Annotated in this window: 17 protein-coding genes; 5 read left to right on the forward strand and 12 right to left on the reverse strand. The window is 45.0% G+C overall.

The genetic code is table 11. From position 1 onward, the window contains the following. Nucleotides 1-131: 131 nt before the first annotated feature. Both ACL9RM_RS22375 and ACL9RM_RS22380 read right to left on the reverse strand, forming a co-directional pair. Complete coding sequence (locus ACL9RM_RS22375; RefSeq protein WP_250266633.1) at nt 132-533, reverse strand: O-methyltransferase; 402 nt, start codon at nt 531-533, stop codon at nt 132-134. 261 nt (nt 534-794) lie between these two features. Beyond that, the gene (locus ACL9RM_RS22380; protein WP_250266634.1) at nt 795-2,582 is read right to left on the reverse strand and encodes a M3 family oligoendopeptidase; all 1,788 of its coding nucleotides are present in this window, start codon (nt 2,580-2,582) and stop codon (nt 795-797) included. 97 nt (nt 2,583-2,679) lie between these two features. Between ACL9RM_RS22380 and ACL9RM_RS22385 the strand changes: the two genes are divergently transcribed. After that, entirely contained in the window at nt 2,680-2,850 is a 171-nt protein-coding gene (locus ACL9RM_RS22385) for a YycC family protein (protein ID WP_013311864.1), read from the forward strand. Further along, on the forward strand, nt 2,847-3,083 hold the full coding sequence (locus ACL9RM_RS22390) for a hypothetical protein (RefSeq protein WP_023990206.1): 237 nt from the start codon (nt 2,847-2,849) through the stop codon (nt 3,081-3,083). Before ACL9RM_RS22385 ends, ACL9RM_RS22390 begins: the two co-directional genes overlap by 4 nt. 92 nt (nt 3,084-3,175) lie before the next feature. Here ACL9RM_RS22390 and ACL9RM_RS22395 read toward each other — a convergent pair whose 3' ends face one another. Together ACL9RM_RS22395 and ACL9RM_RS22400 are read right to left on the reverse strand one after the other, a co-directional pair. Beyond that, nucleotides 3,176-3,886 (reverse strand): DUF2225 domain-containing protein, encoded by a 711-nt coding sequence (locus ACL9RM_RS22395; RefSeq protein ID WP_172828271.1) that lies wholly within the window; start codon nt 3,884-3,886, stop codon nt 3,176-3,178. A gap of 42 nt (nt 3,887-3,928) precedes the next feature. Further along, on the reverse strand, nt 3,929-4,306 hold the full coding sequence (locus tag ACL9RM_RS22400; protein ID WP_023990208.1) for a globin: 378 nt from the start codon (nt 4,304-4,306) through the stop codon (nt 3,929-3,931). Nucleotides 4,307-4,718: 412 nt separating this feature from the next. Between ACL9RM_RS22400 and ylbJ the strand changes: the two genes are divergently transcribed. Beyond that, a complete protein-coding gene (gene ylbJ / locus ACL9RM_RS22405; protein WP_069290343.1) occupies nt 4,719-6,017 on the forward strand; it encodes a sporulation integral membrane protein YlbJ in 1,299 nt (432 codons plus the stop codon). A 66-nt stretch (nt 6,018-6,083) separates the two neighbouring features. Beyond that, complete coding sequence (locus ACL9RM_RS22410; RefSeq protein WP_013372943.1) at nt 6,084-6,887, forward strand: NAD kinase; 804 nt, start codon at nt 6,084-6,086, stop codon at nt 6,885-6,887. Between the two features lie 58 nt (nt 6,888-6,945). Here ACL9RM_RS22410 and ACL9RM_RS22415 read toward each other — a convergent pair whose 3' ends face one another. Then, nucleotides 6,946-7,797 (reverse strand): YutD-like domain-containing protein, encoded by an 852-nt coding sequence (locus ACL9RM_RS22415; protein ID WP_250266635.1) that lies wholly within the window; start codon nt 7,795-7,797, stop codon nt 6,946-6,948. A 24-nt stretch (nt 7,798-7,821) separates the two neighbouring features. Continuing rightward, complete coding sequence (gene lipA / locus ACL9RM_RS22420) at nt 7,822-8,724, reverse strand: lipoyl synthase (RefSeq protein WP_069290345.1); 903 nt, start codon at nt 8,722-8,724, stop codon at nt 7,822-7,824. Between the two features lie 248 nt (nt 8,725-8,972). Between lipA and ACL9RM_RS22425 the strand changes: the two genes are divergently transcribed. Next, on the forward strand, nt 8,973-10,079 hold the full coding sequence (locus tag ACL9RM_RS22425; protein WP_250268961.1) for a M23 family metallopeptidase: 1,107 nt from the start codon (nt 8,973-8,975) through the stop codon (nt 10,077-10,079). 46 nt (nt 10,080-10,125) lie between these two features. On the opposite strand, the gene yunB is transcribed toward ACL9RM_RS22425, so the two are convergent. From yunB to ACL9RM_RS22455, 6 genes are all read right to left on the reverse strand, one after another. Then, a complete protein-coding gene (gene yunB, locus ACL9RM_RS22430) occupies nt 10,126-10,932 on the reverse strand; it encodes a sporulation protein YunB (RefSeq protein ID WP_414126568.1) in 807 nt (268 codons plus the stop codon). A gap of 129 nt (nt 10,933-11,061) precedes the next feature. Further along, nucleotides 11,062-11,994 carry an aldo/keto reductase gene (locus ACL9RM_RS22435; RefSeq protein WP_250266637.1) on the reverse strand — a complete coding sequence of 311 codons (933 nt, stop codon included), beginning with the start codon at nt 11,992-11,994 and terminating at the stop codon, nt 11,062-11,064. 83 nt (nt 11,995-12,077) lie between these two features. Beyond that, on the reverse strand, nt 12,078-12,914 hold the full coding sequence (locus ACL9RM_RS22440; RefSeq protein ID WP_061829870.1) for a carbohydrate ABC transporter permease: 837 nt from the start codon (nt 12,912-12,914) through the stop codon (nt 12,078-12,080). A gap of 2 nt (nt 12,915-12,916) precedes the next feature. Next, the gene (locus tag ACL9RM_RS22445; protein WP_069290350.1) at nt 12,917-13,819 is read right to left on the reverse strand and encodes a carbohydrate ABC transporter permease; all 903 of its coding nucleotides are present in this window, start codon (nt 13,817-13,819) and stop codon (nt 12,917-12,919) included. 32 nt (nt 13,820-13,851) lie between these two features. Continuing rightward, nucleotides 13,852-15,216, reverse strand: a complete 1,365-nt coding sequence (locus ACL9RM_RS22450) for an ABC transporter substrate-binding protein (RefSeq protein WP_250266638.1) — start codon at nt 15,214-15,216, stop codon at nt 13,852-13,854. 99 nt (nt 15,217-15,315) lie between these two features. Further along, nucleotides 15,316-17,172, reverse strand: coding sequence for a histidine kinase (locus tag ACL9RM_RS22455; protein ID WP_250266639.1), 1,857 nt, complete (start codon nt 17,170-17,172; stop codon nt 15,316-15,318). Between the last annotated feature and the right edge of the window lie 2 nt (nt 17,173-17,174).

Genomic DNA, 17,174 nt, shown 5'->3' on the forward strand with positions numbered 1-17,174 from the left:
TTCTCCAGAGACCAGAGCCTTATGATGTAAAGAAAAAGAAACCCACGTCTCAAAAGACGGGGTTTCTCGACACTCTGCAAAGGCGGTCTTCCTTAGGAAGGCCGCCTTTTCTTTACTTTTTTTTAATTGAATTATTCGGAATTAGCCGCTCGGTATGTAGGCTTGTTGTAGCGGATCATGAGATTCGCCATGTTGTAGTTGGACTCCAGTGTTGCATCTACCAAAATCGTTCCTTGTCTAATGGCAAAATCGAAAGCAATCTCACCATGAGTCCAGCTACGCTTATGATTTAGCGTTTCTAGAGCCATACGCCGAAAATCCTCCCGATGCTTTGCTGATAACCCCGGTTCTACTGCTGCAAATGTGCCCCCTTTACCTGCAAGCGGGTTATGGCGAATCCCAAATTTCCCAACTACATTGTTACGTATTTGTACAAATACGATACCTGAGGACAAACCCGCCAGTTCATTATCCAGTTCTTTTAAAACGATATCCATCTGCCTTGCTAACGACAATTGACCTGCTTCATCCATTACAAAAACCCTCCTATATACCTTATCAAGAAATAATTAATAGGTCTTACGGCTCAATTATATGCGAAGATTTTTAACCTTACAATCAAAACCAACATAATTGGGTATTTATAACTATTTTCTAAGTATATCCATCATTTTAAATTTCGCCAACAGGTAATGTTAATTACACTTCGACATTTTGCGACTTTGTTCATCATCTTCTGCAAAAATCACAAAAAAGGCCTCCCTTATGGGAGACCTTTCAAAAGTGTAAATCTGTTATTTTGTCATTTGTAAAAATTGCTCAATATCCTGAACAGTAACTTGCGCAGCATTACGCCAGAAGTCAGCCTGTGTTAAATCGGTACCTAAGTGCTTGGAAGCCAATTCTTCGACTGTCATGCGACCCGTATCACGCAGCAAGGCATCATATTGGTCGGCGAAGCCGTCAGGATTTTCCTTCGCAATAGCGTAAATTCCTGCACTGAACATATACCCGAATGTGTACGGGAAGTTGTAGAAAGGAGTGTTCGTAATATAGAAATGTAGCTTGGATGCCCAAAAATGAGGATGAGCCTCATCCAGGATACCACTAAACGCTTCACGCTGCGCTTGTTCCATCAACTCGCTTAATTGTTGCGCTCCTACAACTCCTTTTTTCCGCAGCTCGTAAAAACGGGTTTCAAACAGGAAACGAGCATGAATGTTCATAAAGAAGGCTACACCACGCTGAATTTTATCCTCCAGCAAAGCGACTTTCTCCTGACCCTCGGCAGCTTCCAGCAAAGCATCTGATACAATTAGTTCTGCCAGCGTTGATGCCGTCTCAGCTACGTTCATGGCATAGTTTTGATTCAATGGGTGCAATTCATTCATCACATGCTGATGATAACCGTGTCCGAGCTCATGGGCCAGTGTCGAAACGTTGGATGGTGATCCGGCATAGGTCATAAAAATACGGGTCTCTTTGCTCAGACGCAGAGATGTACAGAAACCGCCCGGACGTTTGCCTGGACGATCCTCTGCTTCGATCCAGCTTTTCTCAAAAGCCATTTGGGCAAAGTCAGCCATTCTCGAGCTAAATTTACCAAATTGCTCAACAATCGTTACAGCAGCATCGTCGTAAGGGATTTTAGTAGTTGATGTCCCCAGCGGAGCTTCAACGTCATGCCAGGAAAGCTTCTCTAAGCCCAGCAGTTTTGCTTTCCGCTCCAAGTATTTGACTACAATAGGCTTTGTTTCATTAATAACCTGCCACATCGTATCCAGCGTTTGTGCAGACATACGGCTGATTTCCAACGGTTCCTTAAGCACATCTGTCCAGCCTCGTTTTTCATATAGCTTCAGACGAAAGCCTGCCAAATGATTCAATGTATCCGCGCAATAGTCCTCTACCTGAGTCCATGCCTCTTCCCAACGTGCAAACACGTCTTTACGTACGCTGCGATCTGCTTCATCCAGCTTATTAGCAGCCTGACCTACAGACAAGTTTACGATCTCGCCATTTTCCGGCACGGGGATCGTCATATTTTTGACAATAGTATCATAAAAGTCGCCCCAGCCATGGTAGCCATCCACTGCGAGATCCAATGCAAGACTTTCCAGCTCAGGAGCCATTTTTTCACGTGCTTCGTTCCGATATTCGGTCAGGACAAAAGAAATCGGCTGGATAGCTTCGCGCTCCATCCATTTCTGCCAAATGTCTTCACTGGTTTGTGCCAGCAAGTTCTGGAAAGATACTAAAGCACTTTTCCCTTGGGCATACAGCGTGTTGACACGCGCCCCCAGTTGAACAGCCAGCTTGTCGTGCTGGTTTTGAGCAGTTAGACAAGAGACAAAGGAACCCGCCTGCGACGCACCATTAAACAGCTCCTGTAAGCTATTCAGTACACTATCCAGACGCTCGGTATCCAATACCGTTTGTGGTACTTTGGCTGCTTTAAGCTGGGATTGCAGCTGTTGGACCTTGCTCTCCATTTCTTCCAAAAATGCATGAAATGAGGCAGAGGAAGATCCTCCGCTAAAAATAGATTCCAGATCCCATGTTTGCTTTAACGGTGTTTTCATAATAGTTCCACCTTTCTTTTTTGGCGAATTCATGTGGTTTCATATACAATAAAGTTACATCGTGATAGTAAATCACTACAATTGGGAGGAAAACAGGATGAGACCCTTACAAATTTCGCCGGAAACGGCTGTGAAATTATCCGAAAAGCTCGGCATTCCGCTGGAACACCTTATGCATACACCCCAGCACATTTTGATGCAAAAGCTGGCCGAACTGGCTAAAGAAGAAACCGCTGACCCGAACGGCGGAGAATCGAACAAATCATGATCCCTTTTCATAAAACCTGGCCTTATGACATCGTCATGGGAGACGTTTATGTACAGTCTTGTCCGTTTTGCGACCATGATAATGTTTTGCTGCCCCTGAAGCCAAAAGAACTTAAGCTCATACACGAAGGTATGAAAAAGTTACTTGTGTTTCCATGCTGCCATAACAAGGTTACTTTGGTGGATTGTGATGACGATTATTTGCTGTCAGATACCACATTGCGTCATCATTAATTCATGAGGCAGTTGTAAGATAAGATAACCCGTTTTACAAACAAGGTGTGAACCATGAGCCTAAATCGGCCATAGTGCACACCTTTATTTCTTCAAGAGGAGCTTGCGTCCTGCATTTCCTCCGGCAGTTGGAAATTTTTAGCCAACATTTGTTCTCGCAGTACAGACCACTGTTCACGGGAAGCCCGGATCATGGCTGCATCCATAATCTTTTTGTCATTAATGACACGCGAAAACCAGCGTACCGCTTCGTGAAAGTTGCCTGTACGTCGATGCAGTTCACCAATCAGATAAAGCAGTTTGGCATTATTCGCCCCGACACCCTCCAGCTCATAGACCCGAACATACGAATCCAGACTAAATTTGAGAAAGCGAAGCTCCTGCTCCTCATTTCCCTGGTATCTGTACATCCATGCGATATGCTGTAATAGACTGGCTACTACGCGTTCCTTTTCTCCGATGACCTGGGCACAGAGTAAACCCAGTTTATACGTTTCTAATGCCTCTTCCCAGCTACGATGCCCGCCATATTCGCGAGACTGCCAGCGGTTACCGATTTTATCCTTAAATATCTTGGTTTGCTGATCGCTTAACTGAACGGTAGAGTGCTCTGTCGAGGTAAATCCACAATGAGGACAGACCCTTACGACATAAAAATCCGGATTTTCATTCTTATAATAAGCACAAAAATCTGAATCCGTACGAATGGCCTTCTTTAGGCTTGGTCTGACACGGGATGTCTGAAATTCTTCTTCGCAATGTGGGCAAGCGATTTTGATCTGATATAACGGTTCAAGTTCCAATGTTTTTACAACCCTCTCCAAAATTCGGCAATCCCCGAAAGCTTACGGGGTATTTACAAAATGATGCGCAGGACCAGACAAACGGTTAAGTATGATTGAACGAAGCGGCTCCTCAATGCCCGTATCCGTTAACGCACCTGCCATACAAGACAACCATGCCTCTGCTCGCTCCTCCGTTACGGGAAACTTCATATGTCTGGCACGTAACATCGGATGACCATATGCATCAGAAAAAAGAGACGGTCCTCCAAAAAACTGGCTCAGGAACATATACTGCTTTTCCTTAACCGGTTCCATGTCTTTAGGAAACAGGGGACTTAACAACGGATCTTTATAAACTCTCGGGTAGAAGGCCTCAATAATAGCACGAACACCTTCCGCACCCCCAAGGTTGTCATAAATGCTTAGGCTAGGATTCACTTTTCTCCAACTTTCTGTGCTATGGTAATAAATATACACCCGTATTATAACAAAAAACAAAAAATGACGCTAAAAATAAGCGTCATTTTATCAATTTAACATATGAAGAGGGTGTGCTTCGTTGCACACAGCTTCGTCATTCTATAAACACAACTAATAACTCCGCCAATCCTCTTCACCGGGATGGACGAGAGAGACACGAATAACATACACAAAAGCACATACGAACAGACCGGCAACGATACTCATCCTGATCACTCCATCCTTAAGGTTATGGGATCGTTGTTTTCCTATTTTAACATACTATTTACAAAAATACAGCATTAGATGTAATCGTTTTCTTTGATTTTTTTGTACTCTTTGTCCATCCCCGACATAGGTATATTAGTACAACTCCAAAGGAGGGGCCTCTATGTCGCTATACCGTCGTTACTCGCTTCCTCTGCTCATCCTTACACTGCTATTCCTATTTATGCTTATGGCTGTATACCCGCAATCTTCTCTGAATGCCGGACTTCGGGGGCTTGCCATCTGGTGGGACGTGCTGTTTCCGTCTTTATTCCCGTTTTTCGTTATTTCCGAGCTTCTCCTCGGTTTCGGAATTGTTCATTTCATAGGTGCGCTGTTGGATCCGCTGATGCAGCCTCTATTCCGTGTACCTGGCTGTGGGGGTTTTGTCGCTGCGGTCAGCTGCGCATCCGGTTACCCGATTGGAGCTAAACTAACAGCCAAGCTGTGGGAGCAAAAATGGATCACACGCATTGAAGGAGAGCGTTTGGTCGCGTTTACCACTTCCTCTGATCCGATATTTTTGATCGGTGCGGTTTCCGTTGGCTTCTTCCATCAACCAGAAATTGCACTCGTACTGGGCGCGGCCCATTATGGTGGCGTGCTCATCATCGGGCTGCTTATGCGCTTCCACGGTTCCCGTTCAGGGGAAACAGATACTCGCAGCGACCGGCCTCAACCTACTCAAAAAGCCTGGTCGAAGTCCACGAATACAAAAGCAGCAGGTCGCAATAGGCAGCCTGGCCCCCTACGCCAAGCATTATATGCCATGCATACAGCTCGTTTGGAAGATGGTCGCCCATTGGGTGAGTTACTTCGTCAGGCGATTACTTCCTCCCTACGCCTTATTATTGTCGTAGGAGGGCTAGTTGTATTCTTCTGCGTCATTTTAGAAGCTTTGACGAACTCCGGTTTAATGAGCGGGCTTCATCTGCTTACGGCAAGCCTATTGACTGCATGTGGTCTTCCTCCTACGTTAACGGAGTCCATCGTGGGTGGTATTTTCGAAGTCACTTTAGGAGCGCAAGCCGCTGGTGAAGCCACGGCAGCAGCGTTACCATTCAAGGTAGCCGCAGCCGCTTTTGTTCTCTCCTGGGGCGGGCTGTCGGTTCATGCGCAGGTTGCAAGTATTTTAAATATGACAAATCTCCGCTATATGCCATTTTTGTTGGCCCGGGCTGCACATGGCATCATCTCAGCACTGCTAGCTCTCGTGTTATGGCGGCCTCTGATGGGACAGGGAAGCTCTCCCGTCTTTTCTCCAATATACGACATCGCGTGGTCTCCTGGCTTCTCGTCCGCCATGCTGTTGCAAAGTCTGCTAGTTCTTGCCTTTATACTGGCTGGAATGCTTAGTCTCTCATGGTTGAGTGTGGGTACAAGTCGCTTATACGTACGTTTGAGAAGAACACACAGGCAATGAACGATTGTGTTCTTGCTCATAATTGATTATGATCGATATATACCCATGACAAAGGAGCTTTTCATCTTGAGATATTATGTTCTGGATCGCGGGGATCAGCACTCCATGGACTTGAGTCAGCAATTTCACCGTCTTGCCCAAGAAAAGAATTTCAAGCTGGATGCCGAATCGCCGGAAATCGTCGTGTCTATTGGAGGCGATGGTACGATGCTTCATGCGTTTCATACCTTCATCGACCGCATTCCGGATATTGCCTTTGTTGGTGTACATACCGGTCATCTGGGCTTTTATGCTGATTGGCGTGCGGACGAGCTGGAGGAGCTAATCCACCTGATGAGCCAAAGCGGATCTGAGGGACCGCTTAACCCGAGAATCGTTAAGTATCCACTGATTGAGTTGGAAATTCACAAGAAGTCAGGCAATGCTTCTTTTATTGCCTTGAATGAGTTTACGTTAAAAGGGGTGGATGGCACTGTCGTTGCCCAAGTAGATATTAACGATATCACCTTTGAAATGTTTCGCGGTGACGGTATATGTGTTTCTACCCCCTCAGGAACGACCGCCTATAATAAAGCACTTGGCGGAGCTATGGTTCACCCCACCATTGAAGCATTGCAATTGACTGAGATCGCTTCCATTAATAACCGCGTGTATCGGACACTGGGATCGCCATTGCTACTGCCCAAACACCATCATTGTGATATTTTTTCACGGAAAGATCAGCGTCTTTTATTGACAGTAGATCACCTGAACTTTCCTGTCGATGACTTAATCTCTGTTCGATGTCAGGTCGCAAGTCAGAAGATCAGCTTCGCTCGTTACCGTCCTTTCCCATTTTGGGATCGAGTACGCAACGCTTTTCTTAATTAGAACCTATAAAAGAGCCGACTCTGGCTCTTTTTTTACAAACAAAACGGTTCCTGAAAATTCAGGAACCGTTTTGTTGTGGAGCTGTAAATGGTTTATTCTTTTTACTACCCTCAGCTCTTTCGGCTTTAGCAGCTGGCTGGGTCTGACGCTGGCCCTCAGGTTCACGAGAGACACGAACTTGCCGTCCCTCCCGATTTTCCTTTGATTGGCGCTCATAGCGTGATCCACGGGATTCTTTTTTATCGAAACTTCCCTGCTGATTGCGCTGTCTACGTGGTTCACGGGTTTGCTGCCCTTCACCCGGATTCCGTCCATCCTTTGCTTCACGTCTTTCTCTGGATGGACGACTTTCGCGAGCTTCACGCGGCTGTCGTTCACGTACTTCTTGGGCATCCTTCGGTTCCCGACGTTGCAACTCACGTGGTTCTCGGGATTCTCGAGGCTGCTCCACTCGCGATTCCTCTGTAGCTGTGGAATCCTGCTGTGGTTGCGGCCACTCCTGTTCTCCAGCTGTATGTTGCAATACTTCTTGCTGCTCTTCGGGTTCTAACGTTCCCGCTTGTTCCCTTTGAGCATCTACCAACTGCTGAATATCTGGAGCAATGATTTCATCATTGACGCCGTTTTTATTAACCACTTCACGGCTTTTTTGCAACACAAAATAGGCACAGCCAAAATTGCAGTATTCATTAATGTAATCGTCCAGTACCACTATAGATGTATCCTTATTTGCTTTGGGATGACCGTCTCGATAAAAGCCCTTCAAACGTAGCTGATTGTAACCCCAATCACCAATAATGTAATCATAGCGATCCAGCACTTCACTATACCGATCACGAAACGCTTCGGGATTCCACCCGTTCTTGTGATCCTGCAACAATTCATAGTTTTTACCACCGATTTGAAACAAGCTATTCTGACCGCCTTTCCCGGATCAAGCCTGCGAAAGGGCGCCTTCTTCCTTATGCTGAGCGGCTGACTTCACCTGCTCATGCGCTTGGTAGGAGCTGCGGACCAACGGTCCAGATTCAACGTGGCTGAATCCCCGCTGTAATCCCTCTTCCTTTAACTTCGCAAAATCTTCCGGTGGATAATATTTTTGCACATATAAATGTTTCTCGGACGGCTGCAAATATTGACCAATTGTCAGAATGTCACAATCGACTTTACGCAGATCATCCATGGCTTGTAAGATCTCGTCCCACTCTTCTCCGACACCTAGCATGATGCTTGATTTCGTTGGAATAGCCGGATTTAATTGCTTCGCATGTTGAAGCAGCTCCAGAGAGCGACGGTATTTCGCTTTAGCCCGAACCTTGTCGGACATACGCTCCACCGTTTCAATATTATGATTCAGAATATCTGGTTTGGCATCCATGACGATTCGCAGCGATTCAATATCGCCCATAAAATCGGGAATCAATACTTCTACACTGCAAAGAGGTAATCGGCGGCGAATCGCACGAACCGTTTCTGCAAATATAGTAGCGCCCCCATCTTTCAAATCGTCGCGAGCCACACTGGTAACGACACAGTGCTTCAAATTCATGTTTTCAGCCGCTTCCGCGACGCGTTCAGGCTCCTGCAAGTCCAGTTCCGTAGGCATTCCCGTATTTACTGCGCAAAAACGACACGCACGCGTACAAATATCACCCAAAATCATAAATGTAGCTGTCCTATTGGCCCAGCATTCATATATATTAGGGCATCGTGCCTCCTCACATACGGTATGTAATGTCTTGGAACGCATCATGCTCTTGATTTCCTGATAGTTATCGCCTGTCGTAAGTTTAATACGAATCCAGTCGGGCTTAGCTTCCTTTACTTTTCTAGACAATGGCATAGACCTTCTTTCTGATAAGCTTAAGCTGTCATTGCCATACATTATAACATGAAAGCCATGGAAAAACCTCCATTCATTGTTCCCTTTTTGATATGACATTGATGCCGGAAAAAAGTAAACTCTTTACATGGATAAAAGCGGCGGATATGGCTCAATCTAAACAAAAGCGCCCTATTCACGCTATTGTATACGGGCCTAGAATTTATCGGGCGATCAAGCCCTTCTATAGGAGGTCGGTTCACGTGCCTTACCCTACGCGGACAGCCCGAGCTGTTCGTTTGTTATCGCTGCTGTTATGTGCTACTACACTGACAACGGCCTGTCCGCTTCCTGCCCATGCCTTTGCCAATCACTTACAGTCCTCGTCCGCCGAAAGCAGCCTGACCGCAAATGTAGATGCTTCACATGCTCAGTCTTCGTTGTATACGTCCAGGCTGGCTTTATATCATTCCATCGAAGCCCTGACTGGAGTTCCTTGGTACAGGCTGGCCGCCATCGACCAGTATGAACGCACACTTACAGTGGCCCATCCCAGGGATCGGAAGCATGCGGAACGAATCATAGGTATTTTCATCACGGGACCAGTCTGGTCCGGCATGTTGAACCCTGATTCGGAGGATCAAAATCCGCGTTCCATTGAACTATTTTCCGGGCTGGGACAAGACGGTTCGGGTGATGGAATCGCTGACCGTAATAATGACAAGGATCTGCTGTTCAGCATCGCATCTTATCTCGGAAAGTATGGAAACAACGAGGATGAATTTGGTATTGCCGTTTGGGAATATTACCATAACAGCCGCGCAGTTCAAAGAGTTCAGCAGTTTGCTAAGCTGTATCGAACGTATGGCAAGCTGGATCTGGTCAGTCAAGCTTTCCCCCTTCCTTTAGGCAGCATTTATAGCTACCGCAGCACATGGGGAAGCCGTCGCAGCTGGGGCGGCTACCGGATACATGAAGGAACTGATCTGTTTGCTGGCTATGGAGTTCCAGTTCGCAGTACCTGCTACGGTGTAGTTGAAATGAAGGGCTGGAATCCCTTCGGCGGATGGCGAATCGGAATCCGAGATCTCAACAACCGCTATCACTACTATGCGCATCTTTCCGGCTTTGACAAAACCGTCCACAACGGAGACATCGTTACACCCGGCCAGACGGTTGGCTGGGTCGGAAGCTCGGGCTATGGAAAACCCGGTACGCAAGGCAAGTTTCCACCGCATCTACACTATGGTATATATCGGGACAATGGTTGGGCAGATTGGTCCTTTGACCCGTATCCGTTATTAAGACAGTGGGAGCAGTCCGAACGCAAAGCGCTCAAAACAGGAAAAACAAAAGGGACCTCCTCATAGGGGCCCTTTTGTTTTTTCTAGGCAGCTCACGTCAGTCCCCTCCGCTCTATGGCGTTGGGGATTGGCTAGAGGTGTTTTGGTTTTCCTGTGCCTCTGGAACACTTTCTATGGTGGGATCTATAGCGCCGCTACTCTCTATGGAATGGGGAGGCAACGCCAACTGTGGAGCGGCTGCACCATTTTTGCCTACTGGTTTACCCTGATTGTCATAGTAGTACATCGGAACGTTGCCTACCACTAATAAATAAGAAACCGGAATTTCCGTCTCCACAATCTGGGGTTGCATCTCAAACGGTATAACCACGGACACTTCCGTCGTAATCCGAATGTACACTTCCACCAAGATCATGTTTATGCCCGCATCCTGTTGACGGGTATTTAAATCCACTTTGATTGCTCCATGCGGCTCCACCTTTAGGGGGACCGTTGGTCCATAAGCTGCCAACAGTGGACTGCCCAATGCCTGACCAATCGGAACACTCTCATCAAAATGGCTCATGCTGTCCATCGTTGCTTTGACTGCTTTGAGCGTGTCTGACGTAATTCTCATATGCTCCGCATAATTCAGGACAAAACCGGAGGTTCTTCCTTGTGCATCCGTTCTCCATTCGATCAGATTATCAGCCGTCTTCCCCTGCTCTACCTGTGCTGTAATTGCTGAATTAATAGCCTCCGTCGCCATTTGTTTAACCCGCACTTTTGCCAGGTGCATCATGGGCGGCTTCAAATGCTGCTCCACATAAGCAGCCATCTGTATGATCCCTACCAGCAGCGCCAGTGCCACAATAAAAAAAAACCTACGTCTGCCGCGTCGCCTTCTGTTGGGTGCGCTGTGCCATTGCGGTCTTCTCATCATCCGATCCCCCCGCAGCGTTGAACTTACCCTACAAGGATATGCGAGTTGTACACGAAAAAGAAGCCGCCCGTCCGGCAGCTTCTCTAGATGGAACAAATATATAATTGCAAATATAAGGTGCACTCATTATTTGAAAATATGGTCAATTTTTTCGATATCAGCCTGACTCAATTGGACATTTAGCGTTTTCAGATTCGCCAGTACCTGCTCCGGCCCCTTCGCCCCTGGAATGAGAGCATCAATCGAATCACGGGTCAAATACCATGCGAGCACAACATGAGCAACCTCTGCATTCAACGCATTGGCAATCTCCCGTACCTGCTCCACTTTGTCCAAATTACGAGCAAATGCATCACCCTGAAACAATGGATTTTTCGCTCTGATGTCCGAGAAGGTCATGTCTTTCGTATACTTACCCCCCAGCAATCCCGAAGCTAGCGGGAAATAAGGCACAAACGAAATACCATTTTCCTTGGTATAAGGCAGCAGATCCTTCTCAGCTTCCCGTTGAAACAAATTATATTGGGATTGAAGCACATCTACATAACCGTCACTATTCGCATCCTTAAGTTGTTCAATGGAAAAGTTAGATACACCAATGGCCTTGATTTTGCCTTCGTCCTTGAGCTTCTTCAGTTCTCCGACTGCTTCTGCCTTCGGTGTAGCTTCGTCCGGGAAATGGATATAAAACAGATCGATATAATCGGTCTGCAATCTTTTCAGACTGGATTCGACGGATTCACGCAAAAAAGCAGGCGAGTTGTCAAAAACGACCTCTCCGTTTACGAATTTGTGTGCACCCTTCGTGGCAATAACAGCTTTATCACGCTGACCACGCTCTTTCAATACCTCACCAATCAACCGTTCCGAGTGCTCAGGTCCATAAATAAAAGCCGTATCCAGAAAATTGATGCCGTTATCCAAAGCTGTGCGAACGACTTCTTTGCCCGTTTCATCATTCAAATCGGAAAAGAGATTATGTCCTCCCACTTTATTTGCACCCAAACCGATTGGTTTTACATATAAATCTGTTTTACCAAGACGCACTTGCTCTGCCAATTCACGTCATCTCCTTTTCGAAAGTTACTTCCATTTTATTATTAGATTCCAAAAAAAGCAAAGTGCATACCTGGCAGTTGTCCTCATCCTTTAATCCCCGTCAAGGCAATCCCTTCCATAAAATACTTCTGTCCTATGGCAAACAGAATAATAGCAGGCAAGACTACAATTAAAGATGCGGCCATCAAAACGCCCCATTGAGCCGAATATATTCCCTGAAACTGCTGTAGCCCAATCGCCAACGTAAATTTGCTCTCATCATTAAGGTAAACCAGCGGTCCCATAAAATCATTCCATGTGTTCAAAAATGTAAACAATCCAATGACCAAAATCGCTGACCTCGACAAAGGCAAAATAATACGGGTAAAAATCGTAAAATGATTGCCTCCATCCACAAATACAGCTTCATCCAGTTCTCGCGGTAGAGTCATGTAAAATTGTCTTAGCAAAAAAATATTAAAAACGCCGCCACCAAAAAACGAAGGTAATACCAATGGAACGTACGAATTAACCATGCCTAATGCCTGCCAACCAATAAATGACGGAATCAGTGTGACTGCAAACGGCAGCATCATGCTGCTTAATAATAGAGCAAATACCTTATCTCTTCCCTTCCATCTCATTCGCGCAAAGCTATAGGCAGAAATGGTACTCGACAGAAGTACACCCGCCAAAGTACCCGCAACGACGATAAATGTATTCACAAAATAGCGTCCAAACGATAACTCTTCAAACGGCTGTAAAAAATTCTCGAGTACAAAAGGCTCTGGAATCCATTTCGGCGGGATCAAAAAAATCTGACTTAAATCCATCATGGAGCTTCGCACCAGCCAGTAAAAAGGAAACATACAAAACAGGGAGCCCACTATGAGAACTGTGTAGAGTAACACCCTGCTCCCACTCCAACCGCGTTTTTTCATCTTCATGCCCCCCCGCCTTCGTAATACACCCATTTTCGGGCTGTCTTGAACAGAAAGGCAGTGAATACCAAAACGACAATAAAGAGCACCCAAGCAATAGCACAGGCATAACCCATATTCGAAAAGGTAAATGCCTCGCGGAACAAATAAAAGGTATAAAACAAGCTGGAGTTATTGGGTCCGCCCTGAGTCATGACGTAAGGCTGAACAAACACTTGAAACCCACCGATGAAGCCCATAATCGTATTAAAAAAAATAGTGGGCGATGTCAATGGAATTGTAATATACATAAGCTTATGAAGAGCATTTCCACCGTCAATTTCAATGGCTTCATAATAATGTCTAGGTATATCTTGCAAGCCTGCCAGAAAAATAATCATGGTTCCTCCAACGGTCCACAAACTCATTAAAACCAGCGTAGGAACTACCGACCCTTCGCTATAGATCCACTGACTTTCGGGCAAATGCAGCGCACGCAGCACCACATTTAGCAAACCAAGATCCGGATCAAACAGCCACATCCAGATCATAGACGATGCTATGAGTGGCACAATGGTAGGGAGATAGAAAACAGTCCTGAAAAAAGCCAGACCTTTTACCTTTTGATTAAGTAATATCGCTAAAAAGAAAGCTACAATAATTTGCAGGGGCACACTTAGAAACACATAATAAAACGTAACCCCGAGTGATTTATAAAAAAATTGATCCGTACCGTCAAATAAGTGGACGTAATTATCCAGACCGATAAAATGGGCTTGTGAAGCAACCTTGTAATCGGTAAGACTGAACCAGAGACTAGCGATCATCGGTCCCAGAACAAAAATGACAAAGCCGAGAATAGCAGGGGCGGCAAAAAGCCACCCCAACCCATTTTCCTTCTTACGAATAGAAGATAATGATTGCATTCTATCCCTCTCTTTCTGTCAAAACACTCACCCTATTCTTTTGGATACGTCCCCTTAAATTCCGCGTTGGCCTTTGCGGAAACCTCCCTAAATGCTTGCCCCACCGTTTTCTTTCCTAGCCATACCTGATCCAGCGCCGGGTTAATGATGGCATTGATTTTTTCCGAGTTTTTCAGATAATAGTCGTAAGAATTAACACCGTTATACAACGTTTGGTTCATGACTGCATCACGGTAACCATCGGCATGACCTGGTTTGACATCGGCCCATTTGCTAATCAAGTCTGGTTCGGTGTACCACTTTTTCATGACAGGCATCCACAATCCGCTGGAATGCATGTCAAGTCCGCTTTCAGCATCCAGCAAGAATTTATAAAACATCCATGCTTCTTTAGGATGTTTGGTTTTGGCAGAAATCACTTCCGGTTCGCCAAACAGGATCGTTTTGCTGCTCTTCAGTTTAGGTAACACGCCTACACCAAAATTCACTTTCGATTCTCCAAGATCCAATTGAACCCACTGTCCATCCAGATCCATCGCTACACGTTTACTTTGCAGTGCTACGGCCGGGGAAGGTATATTTTTGGACTGCGTCGGCGACGGTGCCACATGATAAACGTTGATCAGATCAGCCATTTTCTGAACAGCTTCAATCACATCAGGGCTCTCAAGATTAAGCGAGTCCCCTTTGTCTGAAATGACACTTGCGTTATTGGAAGGCACAAGCAAATGCCACATCCATGTATCAAACCGAACTCCATACTGTTTAATGTTACTTGCATCGAAATTGGGACTGAGCGCATTATTTCCCGATTTATCAATGGTGAGCTTTTGTGCTGTCTCTAAAAACTGCTCCCATGTCCAAGCCTCTTCAGCCTTTACTGGTGGCAAAGCAACACCAGCCTCATCAAACAAATCTTTATTGTAATAGAGGGCGAAAGCTTCCTCAGTTACCTTGACCCCTGCCACTTTGTCCTTATCCCAATAGATGACTGAATTAGGAATAAGACTTTCCTTCGTTAGCTCCTTATCCTCCTTCAAAAATTCATTTAAATTATATAGTTTGCCTTGTTCAGCCCATTGCAGAGCCTGTGCTTTATAAATGGGAAATACATCGGGTGCCTGATTGGCAGCAAACATCGTCGTTAATTTGGTTACGTAATCTCCGGGGATATGCATATAGTTGATTTTGATCCACGGATATTTCTCTGTAAATTTTTTAGCGATTTCCTGCTGAACCTTCTTTTCATTGGTGCTACCCCAACTGGCATAGGTCAGTGTCACTTGCTCGTGACCCTGCAAATCAACTGGTTTGCTGCTGCTCTCATTTGAACTACAGGCTGACATAAGCCCAACGATCAAGCACATGCAGACGATCCATAATTTTCGTTTTAACATGAGTAACGCCCCCAAACCGGTTATTTTTTTATCTTTTCGTTTGTTGCTTCGTCACTAAACTTATTTTAGCAAACGCTTACATTTTTAAAAGTAGTACTCTCATTGGATTGGTGTCATTTGATTAGATCTATGAATTTCTCCGATGCGAATCTGGACGAATGTCCCTTTACCTGCTGGAGAGTGGAGCGTAACTCCATATTCCATTCCATATAATAGCCGTACTCTTCTGTCTACATTTTTAATGCCCGTTGATCTGATTTCTCCAGCTTGAATTCGGCGTATATGATCTTCTTGAATTCCTAATCCGTTATCCTCCACTTTAAAACACACCAATTGCTTCTCAATCCAGGCTGTGATTCTAATCAGACCTCCTGATTCCATTTCTGCGAAGCCGTGAATAATTGAATTTTCCACAAAAGGCTGCAAGAAAAGTTTGGGAACTTCCATTTGAAGCAAAATGGGATCAATATCATATTCCACCTTGAACTTGTCCTCAAAGCGATTCTGCATAATATAAATGTATTTTTCCAGCCAATTCAGATCGGTTTCCAAGCTCCATGTATCGTTTTTGTTTCGAGTAGTAATTTGCAGCATTTCCGCCAGACTAATGATCAATTGGCCCAGCTCCTGCTGTTGATGTTCTAACGCGATCCAATACATGGTCGTTAAGGTGTTATACAAAAAATGGGGGTTGAGCTGTAAATTAAGTGCCATTAACTCCGACTCTTTGGCTCGTAGACGTGACTTGTAATTTTCCTCGATTAAATCTTTAATTTTTTCATTCATTTGATTAAATCGAATCACCAGATCTCCCAATTCATCATAGCCACGTACAGGAATTCGAATATCAAAATGTCCCTTCTCCATTACTTTCATCGCCTGTTTCATATCCGTGATAGGCTTACTGATATAAACAGACAGTAAATAAGCAAGAATAACAGCAACGAGCATCATAAAGCCTAAAAAAAACACCGTGTAGGTGCGAATCGTTGACAGATGTCCCAATACATCTTCCATAGGTATGGCTATATAAGATACCCAGCCCGTCGTCTTCATGGCTTCGTAAACCAGTAATATGCTTTGACCTTTAACGTTTACCATTTTCATCCCTTGTTCCGAAGTAATGGCATCCTTAAGCCAATCCGCCACGGGTTCCCCTACTTGTTGCTGTCTATCTGAACTCATGACCATCCCGTTTTTATCATGAATCATGCCATAGGATAAATGTGCAAATCCGCTACGGGCTGCGTAATCTTCAAAACCCCCTTTTAACAAGTCAGGACGAAAATTCAATATAAGTATAGGTTTTTCCTTTCCCTCCGGAAGCGTATGGAAGGTTCCTGCATCATCTAATGCAGTCAAATGGAGCTGCTTTACTACAGCAAATAAAGAACTAAACTCATAAGAGCCTCGTTTTAAATCCTGCTGATGGAATGTTTCGGCATACGAATAAGCGGGAATCCATTGGGTAGCCCCCTCTGCTTCCACCGCCGTTGTTGCCAACGGAGAAGAATAGAACGGCTGAACAGGAATATACATCCGATCAGTGCTTCCATATGCATAATTTTGCGTCATAATTTGGGAAGCGTATACTTCCTCCATATTGCCAAAATATCTGTACAAAATTTTTGTAATGCTGCGATCAGCTCGTAACAGTGATGAAGAATCCGAAGTATCCACGTTCGTAATAGTTTGAAGAAGGTCATGATCGATTGGAATCATATCTACGGTTTTTTGAATAGCTGTCAGCTTGTTATCCAGCAACTGGTTATTACTACGCAGAACGCTTGTAACGCTATCTGTTACATTTGTAGTGATATTCCGTGCGCTCGTTTCAAAGTAAACGAAACCTAGGAGCAAAACGATAAAACCAGACAACAAAAAATAGGACAGCATCAATTTCGTACGAAAGCTACTGTCCAAAAATTTTTGATACATATATTTAACTTGGCGCATCG

The organism is Paenibacillus sp. S29, assembly GCF_049319765.1.
Classification (GTDB): Bacteria; Bacillota; Bacilli; order Paenibacillales; family Paenibacillaceae; genus Paenibacillus; species Paenibacillus polymyxa_B.